A 16,860-nucleotide genomic window follows, 5' to 3' on the forward strand; every position below is an offset into this window, starting at 1 on the left:
GCTGGTCAGTCCTCGTCGACGAGCGGCTCCCCGGCGGCGGCGCGACGGACCTTCTCGCGGCCGTTGTCCTCCTCGGTGCGACCCTGGCGCCAGTAGCCGGTGAAGGTGATCGCGCGCTTATCGAAACCACGGTCGCGCACGAGGTTGCGCCGAGCGAGCTTCACCAGCTCGGCCTCGCCGGAGATCCACGCGTAGGGCACCGCCGCCGGAAGCTCGGCGGAGCACACCGCGTCCACCAAGGCCGCGCCGTGCGGGCGATCGCCGCGATGCACCCACTGGACGCGCACGTCACCGCGCGTGTCGAACCGCTGCTCGTCGGTCGGTCCGGCGACCTCGATGAACGCGCGCACCGACGCCGCGACGTCGAGGCGTTCGACGATCGCGCCGATGGCCGGAATCGCGGTCTCGTCACCGATCAGCAACTGCCAGGCGGGATCCGGCGGCGGAGCGTAAAGCGCGTGCGGCGGGCACAGCAGCCCGATCTCGTCGCCGGGCGCCGCGGTCGACGCCCAGTCGGAGGCGGGGCCGGCGTGCTCGGCGTGCAGCGCGAAATCGATGTCCAGCTCACCGATCTCGGGTCGTTGCGCCCGGATGGTGTAGGTGCGCATCGGCGGGCGGATCTCGTCGGGCATGGCGAGATACCGCTGATACCAACTCATCACGCTGCCGGAGTCGTCCAGCGGCGGCGGCACGACGGGGCGCGACTGGCCGGGCAGCGGGAAGAACAGCTTCGTGTACTGATCCGGCCCGGTGTCGCCGAGCGCGGCCGGATGCGCACAGCGGAGGGTGATGCGCACCATGCGCGGGGTCAGCCGCACCGTGCGGCACACCCGCAGCGGCGCGTAGACCATGGTCGGACGGGACACAGTCTCGATTGCCATTAGGCAAGGCTAACCTATCAAATGACAACCGGGCACTCCCTAGTCGATCGCGAGCCCCGAGATGAGCTGCTCGATGACCCCGCGAACGGCCGTCATGTCCTCCGCGTCGCCGGAATTCGCGAGGTACTGCGCCGCCTCGTCCAGCGCACCCACCACCACCAGCGCCAGTGGCCGCACCGGCTGCTCGCGGATCCGCCCGGCGGCCATCGCCCCGGCCAGCGCGTTCTCCACCAGCCCGATCGTGTGCCGCAACTCGATCTCGCGCCACCGGCTCCACCCGAGCACCGCGGGCGCGTCCAGCAGCGCGATCCGCTGCACCTCGGAGGTGGTCGAGGCCTGCAACCACGCCAGGCAGCCGACGATCAGGCTCGCGATCGGATCCGCTTCGCGCGCCGCGGCGACCGCGCCGGCGATCACCTCGACCAGACTGCGTTCGAGATCCTCGAAGACCGCTTCGAACAGATCCTTCTTCTCGGCGAACTGGTGATACAGCGCGCCACGACTGACCCCGGCGGCCTCGGCGACCGCGATGGTACTGACCGCGCCATAACCGTACTGCCCGAACAATTCTCGCCCGGCACGGATCACCGCGGCGCGCGTGGCGGCCGAGCGCTCGGCTTGGGTACGGCGATCAGGGTTCATGGCGACGTCGAAGTCTAGGGCAGCACGACGGCGGCGGCCGATCGAGGCCCTTCGCCCCTTGACCGGTCACCCACCGTCCGGGAACATACAGTCATCCTGTTTGTATCTTAGAAGGGGCCGGCCACCATGTCCGATGCCACCAAGGATCTGTTCGAGCGCTACCACGCCTGCTGGGCCGACCGCGACCCCGATCGCATCGTCGCCCTGCACACGACCGATTCGATCTTCCACCTGCATTCCGGCGGCGCGCCTGCGCACGGGCGGGCCGAGATCCGCACCGCCGCGGCACAAACCTTCGCCCTGGTTCCCGATCTGACGTTCACCCAGGTCGATCTCCGGGTCGGCGACGACTTCTGGGTGGTGCGCTGGAAGCTGTCCGGCACCTCCGTCACCGGCGGCACCGTCGAGGTGGACATCGCGGACATGGTGCTGGTCGAGGACGGCGCGGTGAAGGAGAAGCACACCTACGTGGACGGGGTCGCCATGCAGGCCGCTCTGGCCGCACCCGCCGAGATCTCCTGAGCCACGGGGTATTCGCCGGTGGGTCCGCCCCGCCGGCGACACTCGTCAGTGCTGCTGGTTCGCGTGCTCGATCGCCGAAAGCACCGCGGCGGTGACGGTTTCGGGGGCTTCCACCATGACCAGGTGCCCGGCGTCGTCGACGACGATGTCGCGCACCGGCCGCAGCGTCGTGTTCAGCCGCGCGCCCGCGGGGGCCGAGAGTACCCGGTTGCGCGCGCCCCAGACGGTGGTGATCGGCGGGAAGTCCGGCGGCGGGACGAACTCGTCGAGGATGGCCAGGCGCGGGATCTCCCGGGCGATCGCGGCGGTCACCATCAGCCTGCGCGGCTCGGTCCAGCTCGACCGCAGATGCCGGGCGGTCTCGTCGGTGTGCGCGCCGCCCGCGCCGAGTTGCTCGGCCACGATCAGCCCGGCGATCGGGCCGGGGATGCGCACCATCGACAGCAGCGAGTCCAGGCGTACGTGCTTGCCCACCAGCGCCGCCCAGCCGGTCCTGGTCGGTTTCACCGTGGCCGGGGTCAGCGGGCTGCTGAGCACCAGCGACCGCACCAGGTCCGGACGCGCCTGGGTGAACAGCAGCGACAGCGCGCTGCCGAAGCAGTGCCCGACCAGCGTGACCTCGCGCAGATCCAGTGCGACGAAGACCGCCTCGACCATGGCGAGGTAGTTCTCCAGGGTGTAGCCGTCGTCGGGGGCGTCCGATGCGCCGTAGCCGATCAGGTCGATCGCGACGACCCGGTGCGAAGACCGCAAGGCCTCGTACTGCGCCCGCCAGATGGTGCGATCGCCGCCGAGATTGTGCAGGAAGACGATCGCCGGACCCGATCCCGCCACGTCGTAGGCGATCGAGGTTCCACCGATATCGAGACGTGGCATCCGCGATGCCTCCTTCCCCACACCACATCGTCGTGGTGTGGTCACGGTAACTCGAGGCAGACGGCCGATTCGGGCGAACTCTCAGACCGGCAGCAGGCCGTCGGACACCAACTGATCACGGATGGCCTCGGTGAGCTGTTCGGTCAACGGGTCCAGCGGGGTCACCGGCAGCGGCAGCCCGTCCTCCACGCGCGTCTGGACGAGGGCGTGCGCCAGGGCGAGGAACTCCCCGGATCGGACCGTGCCCCAGGTCCTGGCCACGATCGCGCGGGTCGAGGGCGTCGGGTGCACGGGGCGCCGCCGCCACCGGTGCAGGTCGGTGTGAACCGCGGCATTGAGGCGACGGTCGGCCGCGAGGTACTCGACGCGGTGCCGCTCCGCGATCGCCTCGGGCGACACCCGCGGATAGAGGTACTCGCACAGCACGGCGTGGCGGGCGTCCTCGCGCGCGGTATTCCGCAGGGCGGCGACGGTGCGCGGCGACGGTAGCCCACTGCCGTGGACGGCACGCCAGTCGGCGCGCAGATCGTCGAGGATGCGGGCTTCGGCGACGGCCACGCGGCCGGTCAGTTCGGCGGCCTCGGCATCGATGCGGGCAGCGCGGGCGGAGGCCGTGAATTCGGCGCCGCCGAGCCAATTCTCGTGAATTCGGGCCACTTCGGACCGAATATAGGGGTCGATATTCCGGCGCGAGGGCCTCGGCCTGCATTCCTGCGCGGCTCTGTTCCGATGATTCTCCGGTGCGTTCATTGCGATTCCCCAGTAGTGCGTCGATCGATCCGGGAATCACCTTCCCAGGGCTCCACCATCGGTGCCCTCGTCCCGGACCGCACACGGTTCGGTGCAACGCTGTGGGCATTCACAGCGGACCACGCCGGAATTACGGCTTCGGCAGGCCCAGCTGCGCGCAGGCGCGCAGCGCCACCTCGATGTCTAGCCTGCGCTCGGCGAGCGGATGCCCCAGCAGCTCTTCGGCTTTGCGCACCCGGTAGTGCACGGTGTTCTTGTGCACGTGCAGCCGGGCCGCGGCGTCGGTGTAGCTGCCGCGCGCGTCGAGGAACGCCCGGACCGTTTCGCGCAGCCGCGCGGCCGCCTCGTCCTCGGCCATCAGTCCGCCCAGCACCCGGCTCGCCCACTCCTGCACCGCGGGCACGCGGTCGGTGAACAGTGCCGACAGCGCCACGTCGGCGTATCCGGTGAGCCCGTGCGTGCGGGTGGCCAACGCGACGGTGCGGGCCCGCTGCGCGTCCCGGCAGGTCTGGCGGAAGCCCTCCAGGCCGGTGGCCGGATCACCCAGGGCCACCGACAGGTTCGGGTGCGCGCGCAGATCGCGGACCAGGCCCTCGGTGTCGAGCACCGGCTTGCCCGCCGAGGAGATCCAGACCCACCGGCTGTAGTCGTCGACCTCGACGGTCATCGGGGTCTTGCCGGTGGCGGCGGCCACCAGCGCGGTCCCCGCGCGCAGGACCGCGCCGGGGTCACGCGTGCCCGGCGGGGTCCACAGCACCGCGAACTGCTGCCAGCCACGCAGCGAGACGCCCAGCATCTGCTCGGCCGAGGCCACATCCAGATCGTCGGCGTCGAGCACCGCGCGGACCTGAGCGGCGCGGGCGGCATCGGTGCGCGCGTCCCAGCGACGGCGTTCGCTCTCGTAGATGTCGATCAGGCCCTCGATCACCTGATCGATGTAGCCGTTGACGAGGTCGGCGATGCGGGCGGCGGTGGCCAGGGCGACGTCGGTGGGCGGGTTCAGTTCGGTCAGCAGGGTCATCGTCCACTGCACGAACATGTGCTCGCCGAGCCGGTAGGCGCGCAGCAGCGCTTCCAGCGACAGGTCGTGCTGGGCGAAGCGGCGCGCGTATTCGGCGGCGGCGGGCGGCACGGTGATGTCGTCGAGGCCGATGGCCAGGGTGAGCATGTCCAGGATCGCGGCGAGGTTGGACTCGGTGCTGGCCACCATCAGCCTGCGCACCTCGTCGTCGTGCCGGAATTCCGGGATGACCTCGACGAACATCGAGGTCATCGTCGGCGCCAGCCGGTCCAGGTCCGCCTTGATCCGGCCCGCCACCGCACGGACGAGGGGATCGTTGTCGTCGGCCATGGCCGCAGACAGTACCCCCGGCGGCCCACCGGACGGCGCTGTTTGTGCTCGTGGCACAACACCGCGCCGCAATGCTGGGCCGCGGGCCCGTAGGCGGCGCCGGATCCGGCCCCTACCTTGGGACATGTAATCCAGATCACATCCGTCACGGTGAGGAATCATGCGACACATCGCCGAATTGCCCGAGGTCAGAGCCACCACCGATCCGCACGGACACGCCGTGGCCGACGACGCGACCAGCCTGTCGAACGCGCAGTTCCACGCGCGGGTCGAGGCCGCCGCGTCGGTGCTGCACCGGGCGGGTGTGCGGGCCGACGACGTCGTCGCCGTCGTGCTGCCCAACCGGGTGGAACTCGTGGTGATCCTGTTCGCCGCCTGGCGGCTCGGCGCCGCGGTCACGCCCGTCAATCCCGGGCTCACCGATGACGACATCCGGTACCAGATCCAGGATTCGGGCGCCGAGGTCGTGATCGGCGAGCCCGGGCGGGCGGGTATCACCCTCGATGTCGCCGACCTCGCCCGGTCCGCGGGCCCGGTCGCCGTCGCGGCGCCCATCAACAGCCTGGCGTTGATCATCTACACCAGCGGCACCACCGGCAGGCCCAAGGGCGTGCTGCTCGGTCACGAGAACCTCGCCGCCATGTGCACGATGATCATCGGCGCGCTCGGCCTGGACGCGACCGACCACAGCCTGCTGATCCTGCCGCTGTTCCACGTCAACGGCATCGTGGTCAGCGTGCTGTCGCCGCTGCTGGCGGGCGGACGCACCACCATCGCGGGCCGGTTCTCCGCGTCCGGGTTCGTCGACACCGTCGCCCGGATCCGGCCCACCTATTTCTCGGCGGTGCCCGCGATCTACGCGATGCTGGTGGCCCAGCCCGACGGCGAGCACCCCGACACGTCCTCACTGCGGCTGGCGATCTGCGGCGCGGCACCCATGCCGGCCGAGCTCATCGATCGCTTCCAGCGGCGCTACGGCGTGCCGATCGTCGAGGGCTACGGCCTGTCCGAGGGCACCTGCGCGTCCACCCTGAATCCGGTGGTGGGACAGCGCAAACCGGGCACGGTCGGTCTCCCGCTGCCCGGTCAGACGGTGGCGATCATGGATCCCGAGGGCGCGCTGTCGGCACCCGGCGAACCCGGTGAGGTCGTCGTCCGCGGGCCGAATGTCATGCGGGGCTATCTCGGCAAGCCCGCCGAGACCGCGGCCACCGTCGTGGACGGGTGGCTGCGCACCGGCGATGTCGGCTACTTCGACGCCGACGGTTACCTGGTCCTGGTCGACCGGATCAAGGACATGATCATCCGCGGCGGCGAGAACCTGTACCCCAAGGAGATCGAGAACGCCCTCTACCGGCACCCGGCGGTCCACGAGGCCGCGGTCGTCGGGGTGCCCGACCCCGTGCTCGGCGAGGTGCCGGTCGCCCATGTGGTGGCCGCGCCGCGGGCCACCGTCACCGCCGAGGAGCTCACCGAGCACTGCCGGGCGGAGCTGGCCGCGTTCAAGGTGCCCGCCGCGATCGTGCTCACGGCCGAGATGCCGCGTAATCCGGTCGGCAAGATCGACAAGAAGCAGCTGCGGATACTCGCCACGCGCGGCTGAGCGCCACTGCGCCGCAATTCGATTCGAACGAAAGTCGGACTTTCGGTCGCGGTCCGCCGCGCCCGCGAGCAGAAGGAAAGGAACAGCGCCATGGGCTTCAAGACGGGAGATTTCCCGCCGGTGGATACCGAGACATTTCTGGATCTGCCATTGCGCGAACGTGTTCGGACGCTGGCGTTGCACTGGGCCGAATACGGCTTCGGCACGCCGAAGATGATCCACACCATCTACATCATGAAATTGCTGGTGCTCTACATGCTCGGCGGCGTCCTGGTGGCGACCGCGACGTCGGGCACCGGGCCGTTCTGGGATATCGCGCAGTGGTGGAACCAGCCGATCGTCTACCAGAAGCTGGTCCTGTGGACGGTGCTGCTCGAGGCGATCGGTGTCGCCGGTTCCTGGGGGCCGCTGGCGGGCAAGTTCAAGCCGATGACCGGCGGCGCGCTGTATTTCGCCCGGCGCGGCAGCATCAGGCTGCGGCCGTGGCATCGGGTGCCGTTCACCGACGGCAACTCCCGCACCCTGCTCGACGTGGGTCTCTATCTCGGCTTCCTCGCGTCCCTGCTGGTCGCGCTGCTGGCACCGGGCAAGACCACCGCGTCACTGCTGGAAGCCCTGCCGGACAACACGTCCGGGCTGGTGCGGCCCGCCCTGCTGATCGCGCCGATCGTGCTGTACGTGCTGTGCGGCCTGCGCGACAAGACGATCTTCCTGGCGGCCCGGGGCGAGCAGTACCTGCCCGCGCTGCTGTTCTTCGCGGTGCTGCCGTTCACCGACATGATCATCGCGGCGAAGCTGCTGATCGTGATCGTGTGGGTCGGCGCCGGGGTGTCCAAATTCGGCAAGCACTTCACCAATGTGGTGCCGCCGATGGTGTCCAACAGCCCGTCGATGCCGTTCCGGTCGATCAAGCGCGCGCACTACCGCGACTTCCCGCACGACATCCGCCCGTCGGGGCTGGCCTCGTTCATGGCCCACGTCGGCGGCACCACCGTCGAGGTGGTCACCCCGATCGTGCTGCTGTTCACCACCAACCACTGGCTGAACCTGGCCGGCGTCGCGATGATGGTGATCTTCCACCTGTTCATCACCTCGACGTTCCCGCTGGCGGTGCCGCTGGAGTGGAACATCCTGTTCGCCTACCTGACCGTGTTCCTGTTCCTCGGCTTCCCGAACTCGGCGGGCTACGGCGTGTTCGACATGTCCTCGCCGTGGCTGACGGTGGCGATCGCGGCGGGTCTCGCGTTCTTCCCGGTGCTGGGCAATCTGCGGCCGGACCTGGTGTCGTTCCTGCCGTCCATGCGCCAGTACGCGGGCAACTGGGCCTCGGCGCTGTGGGCCTTCTCCCCCGGCGCGGAGGCGAAGCTCAACACCATCGCGCACCGGCCCGCCGACAACCAGATCGACCAGCTGCTGGCCATGGGCTACCCGCCGGAGGTCGCCGAGATCACCATGCAGCAGACCATCGCCTGGCGGTCGATGCACAGTCAGGGCCGCGGCCTGTTCTCGCTGCTGTACAAGCACGTTCCCGCGCTGGACAGCTGGACGGTGCGCGAGGCCGAGTTCGCCTGTAACTCGCTGATCGGCTTCAATTTCGGCGACGGTCACCTGCACAACCTCGATCTGATCGACGCGGTGCAAGCCCGGGTCGGGTTCGCACCGGGAGAATGGATCGTGGTGTGGGTGGAGTCGCAGCCGATCCACCGCGGCACCCAGCAGTACATGGTGGTCGACGCCGCGCTCGGCGTGCTCGAGCGCGGTACCTGGGAGGTCGCCGACGCGGTGGCCGCGCTGCCGTGGCTGCCGGACGGCCCCATCCCGCACCGGGTGACCTGGCGACGCGAAGACGTCACCGGCACGATCACCCCGCAGCACGACACCGCGGCCCAGTCGGCCGAGTAGGAGAGGACGAGTCGATGACGACGGCGACAGTGGTCGGTAGCGGCCCCAACGGGTTGGCCGCGGCCATCACCCTGGCCATGGCCGGGGTGGCGGTGACGGTGCTCGAGGCGGCGGACACGATCGGTGGCGGTACCCGCTCGAGCGAGGCGATCGTGCCCGGTCTGCTGCACGACCACTGCTCGGCCATCCACCCGATGGCCGTGGGGTCGCCGTTCCTGCGGCGGATCGATCTCGAGCGATACGGTCTGCGCTGGGCGTGGGCCGACCTCGACTGCGTACATCCGCTCGACGACGGCAGCGCCGGGGTCCTGCACCGGTCGGTCATCGAGACCGCCGCCGGTCTCGGTGACGACGAACGGCTGTGGCGCGCCCTGTTCGAGCGGACGGTCGCCGGCTACGACGAGACCGGCGCGGACATCATGCGGCCGCTGCTGCGGCTCCCCCGGCATCCGTTCCGGCTGGCGCGCTTCGGCATTCCCGCGACGGCGCCCGCGTCCGTGCTGGCGCGGGCCTTCCGCACCGAACCCGGGCGGGCCCTGTTCGGCGGTGTCGCCGCGCACGCGTTTCATCCGCTCGAACGGCCGCTGAGCGCGAGTATCGGGCTCGGCATTCTGACCGCGGGACACCGCTACGGCTGGGCGGTGGCCGTCGGCGGCTCACAGCGGATCGCCGACGGCATGGTGGCCGTCCTGGCCGATCACGGCGGCAAGGTCGAGACCGGGGTGCGGGTGCGGTCGGCCGCCGACCTGCCCGCCTCCGACATCACCGTCTGGGATGTCGCGCCGACCGCGGTCGCCGAGATCCTCGGCGACCGGCTGCCCGTCCGGGTCGCCCGCGCCTATCGTCGATTCCGGTACGGCCCCGGCGCTTTCAAGGTCGACTTCGCCGTCGAGGGCGGCGTCCCGTGGACGGTCGAGGCGGCCCGCCGGGCGGGCACCGTGCATCTCGGGGGCTCGTTCGCCGAGATCGCGGCGGGCGAGCGCTACATCCACGCGGGCCGGATGCCGCAACGCCCGTTCGTCCTGGTCGGCCAGCAGTACCTCGCCGATCCGCAGCGGTCGGTGGGCTCGGTCCACCCGGTGTGGACCTACGCCCACGTCCCCCGCGGCTACACCGGCGACGCCACCGAGGCGATCATCGCCCAGCTCGAACGCTTCGCCCCCGGTTTCCGCGACCGGGTGGTCGGCTCCACCACCCGCACCACCACGGAGTTCGCCGACTACAACCCCAACTACGTCGGCGGCAACATCATGACCGGCGCCAAGGACATCTCCCAGCTGGTCTTCGGCCCACGAAAAACACTGCAGCCGTACGACATCGGTCTCCCCGGCCACTACCTGTGCTCGGCGGCGACCCCTCCGGGGCCGGGCGCGCACGGCATGTGTGGCGCCAACGCGGCCGAGCGGGCACTGCGCCGCCTCCGCTGACCGCGCGGCACTCCGATCGGCCTCCGGGCACGCCGGCGGCGGCGCAGGCCCCCACCTCCGACGAGTGGTCGGCCCAGTCCGCGGAGCCTTCCTTGTCGGACGATCGACCTGGAGTTCGGCAACCCTGGCGTCGACCGTTTCCGCAGGTGGTAGGTTCGGTTGCCAGCCCATAGCTGGTTGCCGATCCCACTCGGTCAGGAGGTGGTCAGCCGACATGTCCCGCGCATTCGCCGCGCGCTGGGCCGCGCAGCTACTCGCCGCCGCCGACGACACCGCGCCCCCGGAGCGGCTCGTGGCCGAGCTCGCGGCCTGGACCGATCGACTGCTGGCCGCCCTCGCCACCGGGCGTCCCGATCCCGCCGTCGCCGAGCGGGCCGGAGCCGCCGTGCACGACCTCGGCTGCGCCGATCCGGTGGCCATCGCCCGGTCGATGCCGATCCTGCAGGCCATGACCGAGGCGACCGGCGCCGATACGGCGGCGTTCGGCACCCTCGCGGGTGGATTCGGGCAGGGCTTCGCGCGGGCACTGGCACAGGCGGCCACGCCCGCTACCGAGGGGCTGGAGGCGGCGTTCCGGCACGCGTCCATCGCCATCTCCATCGGCGACGCCTACGGCAACATCATCAACGCCAATCCCGCCTTCGAGCGGCTGACCGGCAAGACCCTGGCCGAGCTCCAGGGCACCTCGGGCTTCGATCTGGCCGAGGAGGAGGTGCACCAGGCCAGGGAGCGCGTCCACGGCGAACTCGAACGCTCCGAGACCGGCACCATCCGGATCGAAGGCGAATACGTGCGCCCCGACGGTAGCGAAGGCTGGGCGAACTGGACGGTCACCCGGTGCGTCTCCGCCTCCGGCGGCAGCTACCTGCTCGGCTTCGGCGAGGACACCACCGAGCGGCGTACCACCACCGAACGCCTGCACTGGCAGGCCCACCACGACCCCCTCACCGCCCTGGCCAACCGCAGGCATCTGCTCGCCCAGCTCGACACCCTGATCACCGAGGCGGCGCCGGACGACATCGCCGCGGTGTGCGCGCTGGACATGGACGGCTTCAAGGAGATCAACGACGCCTTCGGGCACGCCGTCGGCGACAGCCTGCTCATCGAGGTCGCCGCGCGCATGCAGGCCTGCCTCGATCCCGAGACCGATGTGCTCGCGCGTATCGGTGGCGACGAGTTCATCGCGGTGCTGCCACCCCCGGCCGACGAGGCACGCATCCAGCGCACCGTCGATCTGCTCCACGCCGCCGTCGACGAACCCTTCGTGGTCGCCGAGCACGAGATCCAGATCACCATCAGCCTCGGCGCGATCTTCGCGCGGATCGCCGGCGCCGAGCCCCGCGACCTGCTGACCGCCGCCGACAACTGCCTCTACGCGGCCAAGGCACTCGGCAAGAACCGCTGGATCCTGCGGCACTGGGATCCGGTCGGCACCGGTTCCTGATCGATCCCCCAGAGGTGGTGCGGCGCAACGGGTCTGCGGGATCCGTCGGCCACACCACCGACACGAACACTATCAATAATGTTGCACAGCAACATAATTCGAGTTCGCGGGAAACGCCTCCCGGCTAGGGGTTCATGCGGTAGGCGCCGGCCAGCGAGCGGGCCTCGGTGAGCACCCGGTCGAAGCGCGCGTCGTCGACGACGGGCCGACGGACCAGGTCGAGCGCGCGGCGCTGCTGGGCGGGCGTCGCGGTGGGCTTGTTGTGCAGCGTCACCGCGTTCGCGGAGAAGGTGCGCACGAAGCCGTCGAAGATCTGGTCGAGCACCGAGGCGTCGGTGCCGTCGATGCGCGCCTGTTCCAGGATCAGCTGAGCGTAGGGCACCGCGGTGAACAACTCGCCGAGGGCGAACAGGAAGTCGACATCCTGGCGCTGCGCGGCCGTCGGCCCCGCCGCGGCCAGCAGGCCCTGCAGCGCGCGCACCTGCTCCAGGAACACCGCCACGTTCGGCACGTCGCGGAAGCCCTCGAAGACCGGCCGCCAGTCGGCGAAGCGGATCCGGCCGAGGCCACTGCTCGGACCCTGGCGGAACAGGAACTCGTCGTCGGCGGGGTCGCGCCGGGTCGGCACCGGAGCGTAGCCGGCACTGGCGAATTCGGCGCGCAGCGGCTTCACCACCGCGCCGAGTCGCGGCGCGAGCTTGCGGCTCGACCAGCTCAGCGCGTTGGTCACCGCCCGCGCGGCACCAGCGGGAGCCACCGCGGCGCCGGGAATCGATTGCAGCGCGGCCAGTCCCGCGTCGGCCGGGTGGAACATGTAGTTGGCCATGAACTTCAGCGACAGCGCCATGTTCACGTGCACGGTGCCCTCGAGCCGCGGCAGGCCGAACATGGCCGTCATCGCGACCGGGAAGTACATGTCGTTCTCGAAACCGCGCGCGGCGATGACGTCGGCGAGATCCTCGATGACGCGCTGCCCCTGCCGGGTCACCGACATCTTCTCGATGGCGTTGAACAGCAGGTAGCGACGATCCTGCGGCGAGGCCGAGCGCATGTAGTCGATCGCACGCTCGCTGTAGAGCTTCATCGCGACGATGCGCGCGTAGGAGTCGGCGATCAGCGAGCGCACCTGCGGAAACTCGGTCACCCTGTGCCCGAACAGGATCCGGTTCTCGGCGTGATCGATCGCCTCGTAGAAGGAGTGCTCACAGGCGCCGATGGCGCCGAAGCCGAGGTTGAACTTGCCGACGTTGACGGTGTTCATCGCCGCGTGGAAGGCGTCCTCACCACGATGCAGGATGTCGGCCTCGGCGACCGGGTAGTTGTCCAGCTCGAAGGCCGCGACGTAGATCTGGCTGTTGACCACGTTGCGCCGCAGCTTGTAGGCCGGGTGCTGGCTGTCGGCGACGAAGAACAGATACCCCTCGTAATCCGCTTCGGTCGGCTTGGCGGTCAGCGCCTCGGCGCTGTCGATGATCGGCTTGTCGGACCGGCGGCCGAACACCGAGACCATCGAAGCCAGGTTGCCGTTGCCGATGTAGTGCTTGGCGCCGGTGGCCGAGTACCCCCCGTCGGGCTGCGGGTCGACGATCATGTCGGTGGAGTACACGTCGGCGCCGTGCTCCTTCTCCGAGAGCCCGAAGGCGAAGATCTCCCCGGAGTCGAGCTGGGCGGCCGCCTTCTTCTTGGCCGCGGCGTTGCCGCTCTGCCAGATCGGCCCGAGGCCCAGGATGGTGACCTGCCAGACGTACCAGTAGGTCATGCCGTAGAAGCCGAAGATCTGGCTGAGCACGGCGTTGCGGCCGGTGTCCCAGCGCTTGTTCGGGTCGCCGTCGGCCTCGGCGGCCGGGGTCAGGAACGTCGCGAACAGGCGCTCGCGCTTGACGAAGTCCACGAAGTCCGCGGGCCAGACCTGTTCCTTGTCGTCCTGGAGCAGCCGGACCTTGCCGCGGGCCTCGAACCAGTCGACGACCGCGTGCAGCAGCCTGCGGGTCTCCGGGTCGAACTGGGCGAAATCGCAGCTCTTCGGGTTGAACAGGACCTGGGGCATCGTCGGCTCCTCGTGCGGGCGTCTAGCGTTGTCGGACGCTTCATTCATGAATGTAGCATTTATCTACACATGTGTAGGAAGCTGTCGGCGATTGCTATCGTGGTGCGATGGGTAGCGAGTCGGCCGTGCGGCGGCGAGAACGGGCGGCACATCTGGGTCCGGAGCGGCGGCGCCCCCAGGTCCTCGACGCCGCGCTGGCGATCGCGGCCGAGCAGGGTATCGCCGCGGTGACCATGGGGGCGATCGCCGAGCACATGGGCGTGACCAGGCCGGTCGTCTACGCCTGCTTCCCGGATCGGGTCCAGCTGATCGACGCGCTGATCGAGCGCGAGGAGGCCTTCCTCGTCTCCGGCGTGCTCGACGTCCTGCCACCGCGCGCGACCGACGCCGACGAGACGGTCTTCGTCGAGGGCTATCGCGCGCTGCTGCACAAGGTGGCGAGCAGGCCCGCCGCGTGGCGACTGCTGTACGGCAATCCCGATCCCGCGGTCGCCGCGTCCTTCGGCCGGGGCCGGACCCTGGCGATCGCGCGCTGCACCGAGTTGCTGCGCCCGACGCTGCACGCCTGGGGCACCGTCGATGCCGAACACAAGCTGCCCGCCCTGGTGGAGCTGTGGGTCTCGGCCGGCGAGGGCGCGGTGCGGACCCTGTTCACCAGCGGATCCGGCTGGGCGCCCGACGAACTCGGGGCCTTCGTCGGCGCGGCCGTCTACCGGGCCATGCGCGCCGCCTGAGCCTCCGCCCGTTCCCGCTCGGCGACCTCGGCCGCCAGCCAGGTGCCCATCATGCGGGCGGTCATCGTGATGGCGTCGGCCCGCTCCGCCGCGGTGACCTCGACCGCGGCGGCGCGCACGACGGCGGCGAACCCGGTGTTGATGAAGACGAAGGCCACCGTGTCGAGGTAGCCGTCGTCGGCGGGACCGAGCCCCTGGATCAGCACTGCACGCCGCCGATCAGGGCGCGCAGCAGCGCGGAATTCGCGACGAGGATGTCGCTGAAGATCCCGAGGATCTCACCGGCCACGCGCGTGCAGTACTCGGCCGAGGCCTCGCTTGCCGAGCCCGAGAATTCGAAAGCCCGGGCGGTGAAGCCGTGTTCGAGATCGGCCAGCAGGCGATCGAGCAGCTCGTCGACGATGACCGAGCGGCCGCGAAGTACCGGTACAGGGTGCCGATGCTGACCCCCGCTTCGGCCGCGATGCGATTGGTCGAGGTCTGCGCGACACCGTGCGAGCCGAACAATTCCGCGGCGGTGTCGAGAATGTGATCCCGAGTCTCTTTCGCGCGATCCTGGGAGGGCTGGCGGCGCGGCTGGCTCGGCTGCTTCCGCCGGCGGGTTGCTTTGGGCGGCATTCACTGACCTCCACATTTCACGCCCGGGACCTGAAGCGCTCCCCAGAATAGGAGAACCGTCCACCGCACGGCGGCGGCTCCGGCTGTTCCACGTGACAGATCGGCCGGGCCGCCATGGTGAATTCGTCCAACTCCCTGTGACGTTTCCCTCCCGCGACAGCCCGCGCCCTAGTGTCTGGACGGTGTTGGAACAGACCACCGACGGCAGCGAGGCCGGGTTCGATTTCGACGTGCTGATCGTCGGCTCCGGGTTCGGCGGCAGCGTCACCGCGCTGCGACTGGTCGAGAAGGGCTACCGGGTCGGGATCGTCGAGGCGGGCCGCCGGTTCGCCGACTCGGACTTCGCCGCGACGAACTGGGACCTGCGCCGCTACCTGTGGGCCCCGCGGCTCGGCTGCTTCGGCATCCAGCGCGTGCACCGCCTGCGCGACTGTTTCATCCTGGCCGGCGCCGGAGTCGGCGGCGGTTCGCTCAACTACGCCAACACCCTCTACAAGCCGGGACCCGCGTTCTTCGGTGACCGGCAGTGGGCCGACATCACCGACTGGGACGCCGAACTCAGCCCGCACTACGACCAGGCCCGCCGGATGCTCGGTGTGGTCACCAATCCGCATCTCACCCCCGCCGACACCGTCATCCGGGAGGTGGCCGAGGAGATGGGCGTCGGCGACACCGTCGTGCCGACGCCGGTCGGCGTCTATTTCGGCGAGCCGGGCCGCACCGTCGCCGACCCCTACTTCGGCGGGGTCGGCCCCGCCCGCACCGGCTGCGTCGCCTGCGGCGAGTGCATGACCGGCTGCCGCCACGGCGCGAAGAACACCCTGGTCAAGAACTATCTCGGACTCGCGGAGCAGGCGGGCGCGCAGGTACTTCCGCTGACCACTGTCGAAGCGATCCGGCCGCAGGCCGATGGCAGCTGGCGCGTCGACACCCACCGCACCGGCGCCTGGATCCGCAAGAACCGCACCACCGTGTCGGCTCGGCAGGTGGTCCTGGCGGCCGGCACCTGGGGTACCCAGAACCTGCTGTTCCGCATGCGCGACAAAGCTGTGCTGCCCGGTCTGTCGGACCGGCTCGGGGTGCTGACCCGCACCAACTCCGAGGCCATCCTCGGCGCGGGCCGGACCACCATCGACCCGGAGCGCGATCTCACCGCGGGCGTGGCGATCACCTCCTCGTTCCATCCGACCCCGGACACCCACGTCGAGCCGGTGCGCTACGGCAAGGGCTCCAACGCGATGGGGCTACTGCAGACCTATCTCGTCGACGGCGGTCACCGCACGCCACGGTGGGCCCGGGTCCTGCTCACCGCCGCGCGGCATCCGGTGCTGACCCCGCGGCTGCTGCGCACCGGCCGATGGAGTGAGCGCACGCTGATCCTGCTGGTGATGCAGAGCCTGGACAACTCGATCACCACCTACACCCGGCGCGGCCTGTTCGGCCGCCGCTTCACCTCCAAACAGGGCTACGGCGAACCGAATCCGTCCTGGATTCCGGCCGGCCACGAGGCCACCCGCCGGGTCGCCGACAAACTCGGCGCGACCGCGGGCAGCACCTGGCCCGACGTGTTCGGTGTTCCGGTCACGGCGCATTTCCTCGGCGGCTGTGTGATCGGAACGGACGCGGACACCGGTGTCATCGATCCGTTCCACCGCGTGCACGGTTATCCCACGCTGAGCATCGTCGACGGGTCGGCCATCTCGGCCAATCTCGGTGTCAATCCCTCGCTGACGATCGCCGCGCAGGCCGAACGCGCGGCGTCGCTGTGGCCCAACAACGGCGAGCCCGACCCGCGCCCACCGATGGGCGTGCCCTACCGGCGGATCGCCCCGGTGGCGCCCGCTCGTCCGGTGGTGCCCGCCACTGCCGCTGCCGCGCTGCGCCTGCCGATCTGGCCGGCGCACTGAATAGCAGCTCCCAGCAACACATTTCGATAGTCCGACACGGCACTGCTAGGGTGTCCGGGATCGCCGGACAGCGCAGGGCAACGAGCTCGGGCAGGAACCGAGTTCGCCCTTGTTCGTCTCGAAGGGTGCAGCGGTACAACCACTTCGGACAATGAG

Annotated in this window: 15 protein-coding genes; 7 read left to right on the forward strand and 8 right to left on the reverse strand. The window is 70.0% G+C overall.

Features of this window, described 5'->3' with window-relative positions:
- Positions 1–5 precede the first annotated feature (5 nt).
- Together ACIO52_RS22550 and ACIO52_RS22555 are read right to left on the reverse strand one after the other, a co-directional pair.
- Entirely contained in the window at positions 6–881 is an 876-nt protein-coding gene (locus ACIO52_RS22550; RefSeq protein WP_342801611.1) for a siderophore-interacting protein, read from the reverse strand.
- Positions 882–920: 39 nt separating this feature from the next.
- Positions 921–1,523, reverse strand: coding sequence for a TetR/AcrR family transcriptional regulator (locus ACIO52_RS22555; protein ID WP_342801612.1), 603 nt, complete (start codon positions 1,521–1,523; stop codon positions 921–923).
- A 126-nt stretch (positions 1,524–1,649) separates the two neighbouring features.
- Between ACIO52_RS22555 and ACIO52_RS22560 the strand changes: the two genes are divergently transcribed.
- The gene (locus tag ACIO52_RS22560) at positions 1,650–2,045 is read left to right on the forward strand and encodes a nuclear transport factor 2 family protein (protein WP_402646476.1); all 396 of its coding nucleotides are present in this window, start codon (positions 1,650–1,652) and stop codon (positions 2,043–2,045) included.
- A gap of 45 nt (positions 2,046–2,090) precedes the next feature.
- On the opposite strand, the gene ACIO52_RS22565 is transcribed toward ACIO52_RS22560, so the two are convergent.
- From ACIO52_RS22565 to ACIO52_RS22575, 3 genes are all read right to left on the reverse strand, one after another.
- Positions 2,091–2,921, reverse strand: a complete 831-nt coding sequence (locus ACIO52_RS22565; RefSeq protein ID WP_402646479.1) for an alpha/beta fold hydrolase — start codon at positions 2,919–2,921, stop codon at positions 2,091–2,093.
- 81 nt (positions 2,922–3,002) lie between these two features.
- A complete protein-coding gene (locus ACIO52_RS22570) occupies positions 3,003–3,578 on the reverse strand; it encodes a hypothetical protein (RefSeq protein ID WP_402646482.1) in 576 nt (191 codons plus the stop codon).
- Positions 3,579–3,801: 223 nt separating this feature from the next.
- Positions 3,802–5,022: a CdaR family transcriptional regulator gene (locus ACIO52_RS22575; RefSeq protein WP_218717867.1), complete on the reverse strand. Its 1,221-nt coding sequence runs from the start codon at positions 5,020–5,022 to the stop codon at positions 3,802–3,804.
- 160 nt (positions 5,023–5,182) lie between these two features.
- Between ACIO52_RS22575 and ACIO52_RS22580 the strand changes: the two genes are divergently transcribed.
- The 4 genes from ACIO52_RS22580 (at position 5,183) to ACIO52_RS22595 (ending at position 11,398) form a co-directional block, all read left to right on the forward strand.
- Entirely contained in the window at positions 5,183–6,625 is a 1,443-nt protein-coding gene (locus ACIO52_RS22580) for a class I adenylate-forming enzyme family protein (RefSeq protein ID WP_218717868.1), read from the forward strand.
- Positions 6,626–6,715: 90 nt separating this feature from the next.
- The gene (locus ACIO52_RS22585; RefSeq protein WP_218717869.1) at positions 6,716–8,527 is read left to right on the forward strand and encodes a DUF3556 domain-containing protein; all 1,812 of its coding nucleotides are present in this window, start codon (positions 6,716–6,718) and stop codon (positions 8,525–8,527) included.
- A 14-nt stretch (positions 8,528–8,541) separates the two neighbouring features.
- Complete coding sequence (locus ACIO52_RS22590) at positions 8,542–9,954, forward strand: phytoene desaturase family protein (protein ID WP_402646486.1); 1,413 nt, start codon at positions 8,542–8,544, stop codon at positions 9,952–9,954.
- Positions 9,955–10,168: 214 nt separating this feature from the next.
- Positions 10,169–11,398 carry a diguanylate cyclase domain-containing protein gene (locus ACIO52_RS22595; RefSeq protein WP_402646489.1) on the forward strand — a complete coding sequence of 410 codons (1,230 nt, stop codon included), beginning with the start codon at positions 10,169–10,171 and terminating at the stop codon, positions 11,396–11,398.
- 124 nt (positions 11,399–11,522) lie between these two features.
- Here the strand turns inward: ACIO52_RS22595 and ACIO52_RS22600 are convergent, their stop codons facing one another.
- Positions 11,523–13,445 (reverse strand): acyl-CoA dehydrogenase family protein, encoded by a 1,923-nt coding sequence (locus ACIO52_RS22600; protein ID WP_342801617.1) that lies wholly within the window; start codon positions 13,443–13,445, stop codon positions 11,523–11,525.
- Positions 13,446–13,552: 107 nt separating this feature from the next.
- Here ACIO52_RS22600 and ACIO52_RS22605 point away from each other — a divergent pair, with 107 nt between their 5' ends.
- Positions 13,553–14,179 carry a TetR/AcrR family transcriptional regulator gene (locus ACIO52_RS22605; RefSeq protein ID WP_218717873.1) on the forward strand — a complete coding sequence of 209 codons (627 nt, stop codon included), beginning with the start codon at positions 13,553–13,555 and terminating at the stop codon, positions 14,177–14,179.
- On the opposite strand, the gene ACIO52_RS22610 is transcribed toward ACIO52_RS22605, so the two are convergent.
- Both ACIO52_RS22610 and ACIO52_RS22615 read right to left on the reverse strand, forming a co-directional pair.
- The gene (locus ACIO52_RS22610) at positions 14,155–14,385 is read right to left on the reverse strand and encodes a hypothetical protein (protein ID WP_402646493.1); all 231 of its coding nucleotides are present in this window, start codon (positions 14,383–14,385) and stop codon (positions 14,155–14,157) included. The genes ACIO52_RS22605 and ACIO52_RS22610 overlap by 25 nt on opposite strands.
- 13 nt (positions 14,386–14,398) lie before the next feature.
- Positions 14,399–14,797, reverse strand: coding sequence for a TetR/AcrR family transcriptional regulator (locus tag ACIO52_RS22615; RefSeq protein ID WP_402646495.1), 399 nt, complete (start codon positions 14,795–14,797; stop codon positions 14,399–14,401).
- Between the two features lie 182 nt (positions 14,798–14,979).
- Here ACIO52_RS22615 and ACIO52_RS22620 point away from each other — a divergent pair, with 182 nt between their 5' ends.
- Complete coding sequence (locus ACIO52_RS22620; RefSeq protein ID WP_402646498.1) at positions 14,980–16,704, forward strand: GMC oxidoreductase; 1,725 nt, start codon at positions 14,980–14,982, stop codon at positions 16,702–16,704.
- Positions 16,705–16,860: the final 156 nt, after the last annotated feature.

Origin of the sequence: Nocardia sp. NPDC087230 (genome assembly GCF_044744725.1) — a bacterium.
Classification (GTDB): domain Bacteria; phylum Actinomycetota; class Actinomycetes; order Mycobacteriales; family Mycobacteriaceae; genus Nocardia; species Nocardia canadensis.

What these genes read in the sequence shown, in the direction of transcription:
- ACIO52_RS22580 (WP_218717868.1), top strand. Translation starts at nt 5,183, where the DNA reads ATGCGACACATCGCCGAATTGCCCGAGGTCAGAGCCACCACCGATCCG.
- ACIO52_RS22575 (WP_218717867.1), bottom strand. Translation starts at nt 5,022, where the DNA reads ATGGCCGACGACAACGATCCCCTCGTCCGTGCGGTGGCGGGCCGGATC.
- ACIO52_RS22550 (WP_342801611.1), bottom strand. Translation starts at nt 881, where the DNA reads ATGGCAATCGAGACTGTGTCCCGTCCGACCATGGTCTACGCGCCGCTG.
- ACIO52_RS22595 (WP_402646489.1), top strand. Translation starts at nt 10,169, where the DNA reads ATGTCCCGCGCATTCGCCGCGCGCTGGGCCGCGCAGCTACTCGCCGCC.
- ACIO52_RS22605 (WP_218717873.1), top strand. Translation starts at nt 13,553, where the DNA reads ATGGGTAGCGAGTCGGCCGTGCGGCGGCGAGAACGGGCGGCACATCTG.
- ACIO52_RS22590 (WP_402646486.1), top strand. Translation starts at nt 8,542, where the DNA reads ATGACGACGGCGACAGTGGTCGGTAGCGGCCCCAACGGGTTGGCCGCG.
- ACIO52_RS22600 (WP_342801617.1), bottom strand. Translation starts at nt 13,445, where the DNA reads ATGCCCCAGGTCCTGTTCAACCCGAAGAGCTGCGATTTCGCCCAGTTC.
- ACIO52_RS22585 (WP_218717869.1), top strand. Translation starts at nt 6,716, where the DNA reads ATGGGCTTCAAGACGGGAGATTTCCCGCCGGTGGATACCGAGACATTT.
- ACIO52_RS22560 (WP_402646476.1), top strand. Translation starts at nt 1,650, where the DNA reads ATGTCCGATGCCACCAAGGATCTGTTCGAGCGCTACCACGCCTGCTGG.
- ACIO52_RS22615 (WP_402646495.1), bottom strand. Translation starts at nt 14,797, where the DNA reads ATGCCGCCCAAAGCAACCCGCCGGCGGAAGCAGCCGAGCCAGCCGCGC.
- ACIO52_RS22565 (WP_402646479.1), bottom strand. Translation starts at nt 2,921, where the DNA reads ATGCCACGTCTCGATATCGGTGGAACCTCGATCGCCTACGACGTGGCG.
- ACIO52_RS22555 (WP_342801612.1), bottom strand. Translation starts at nt 1,523, where the DNA reads ATGAACCCTGATCGCCGTACCCAAGCCGAGCGCTCGGCCGCCACGCGC.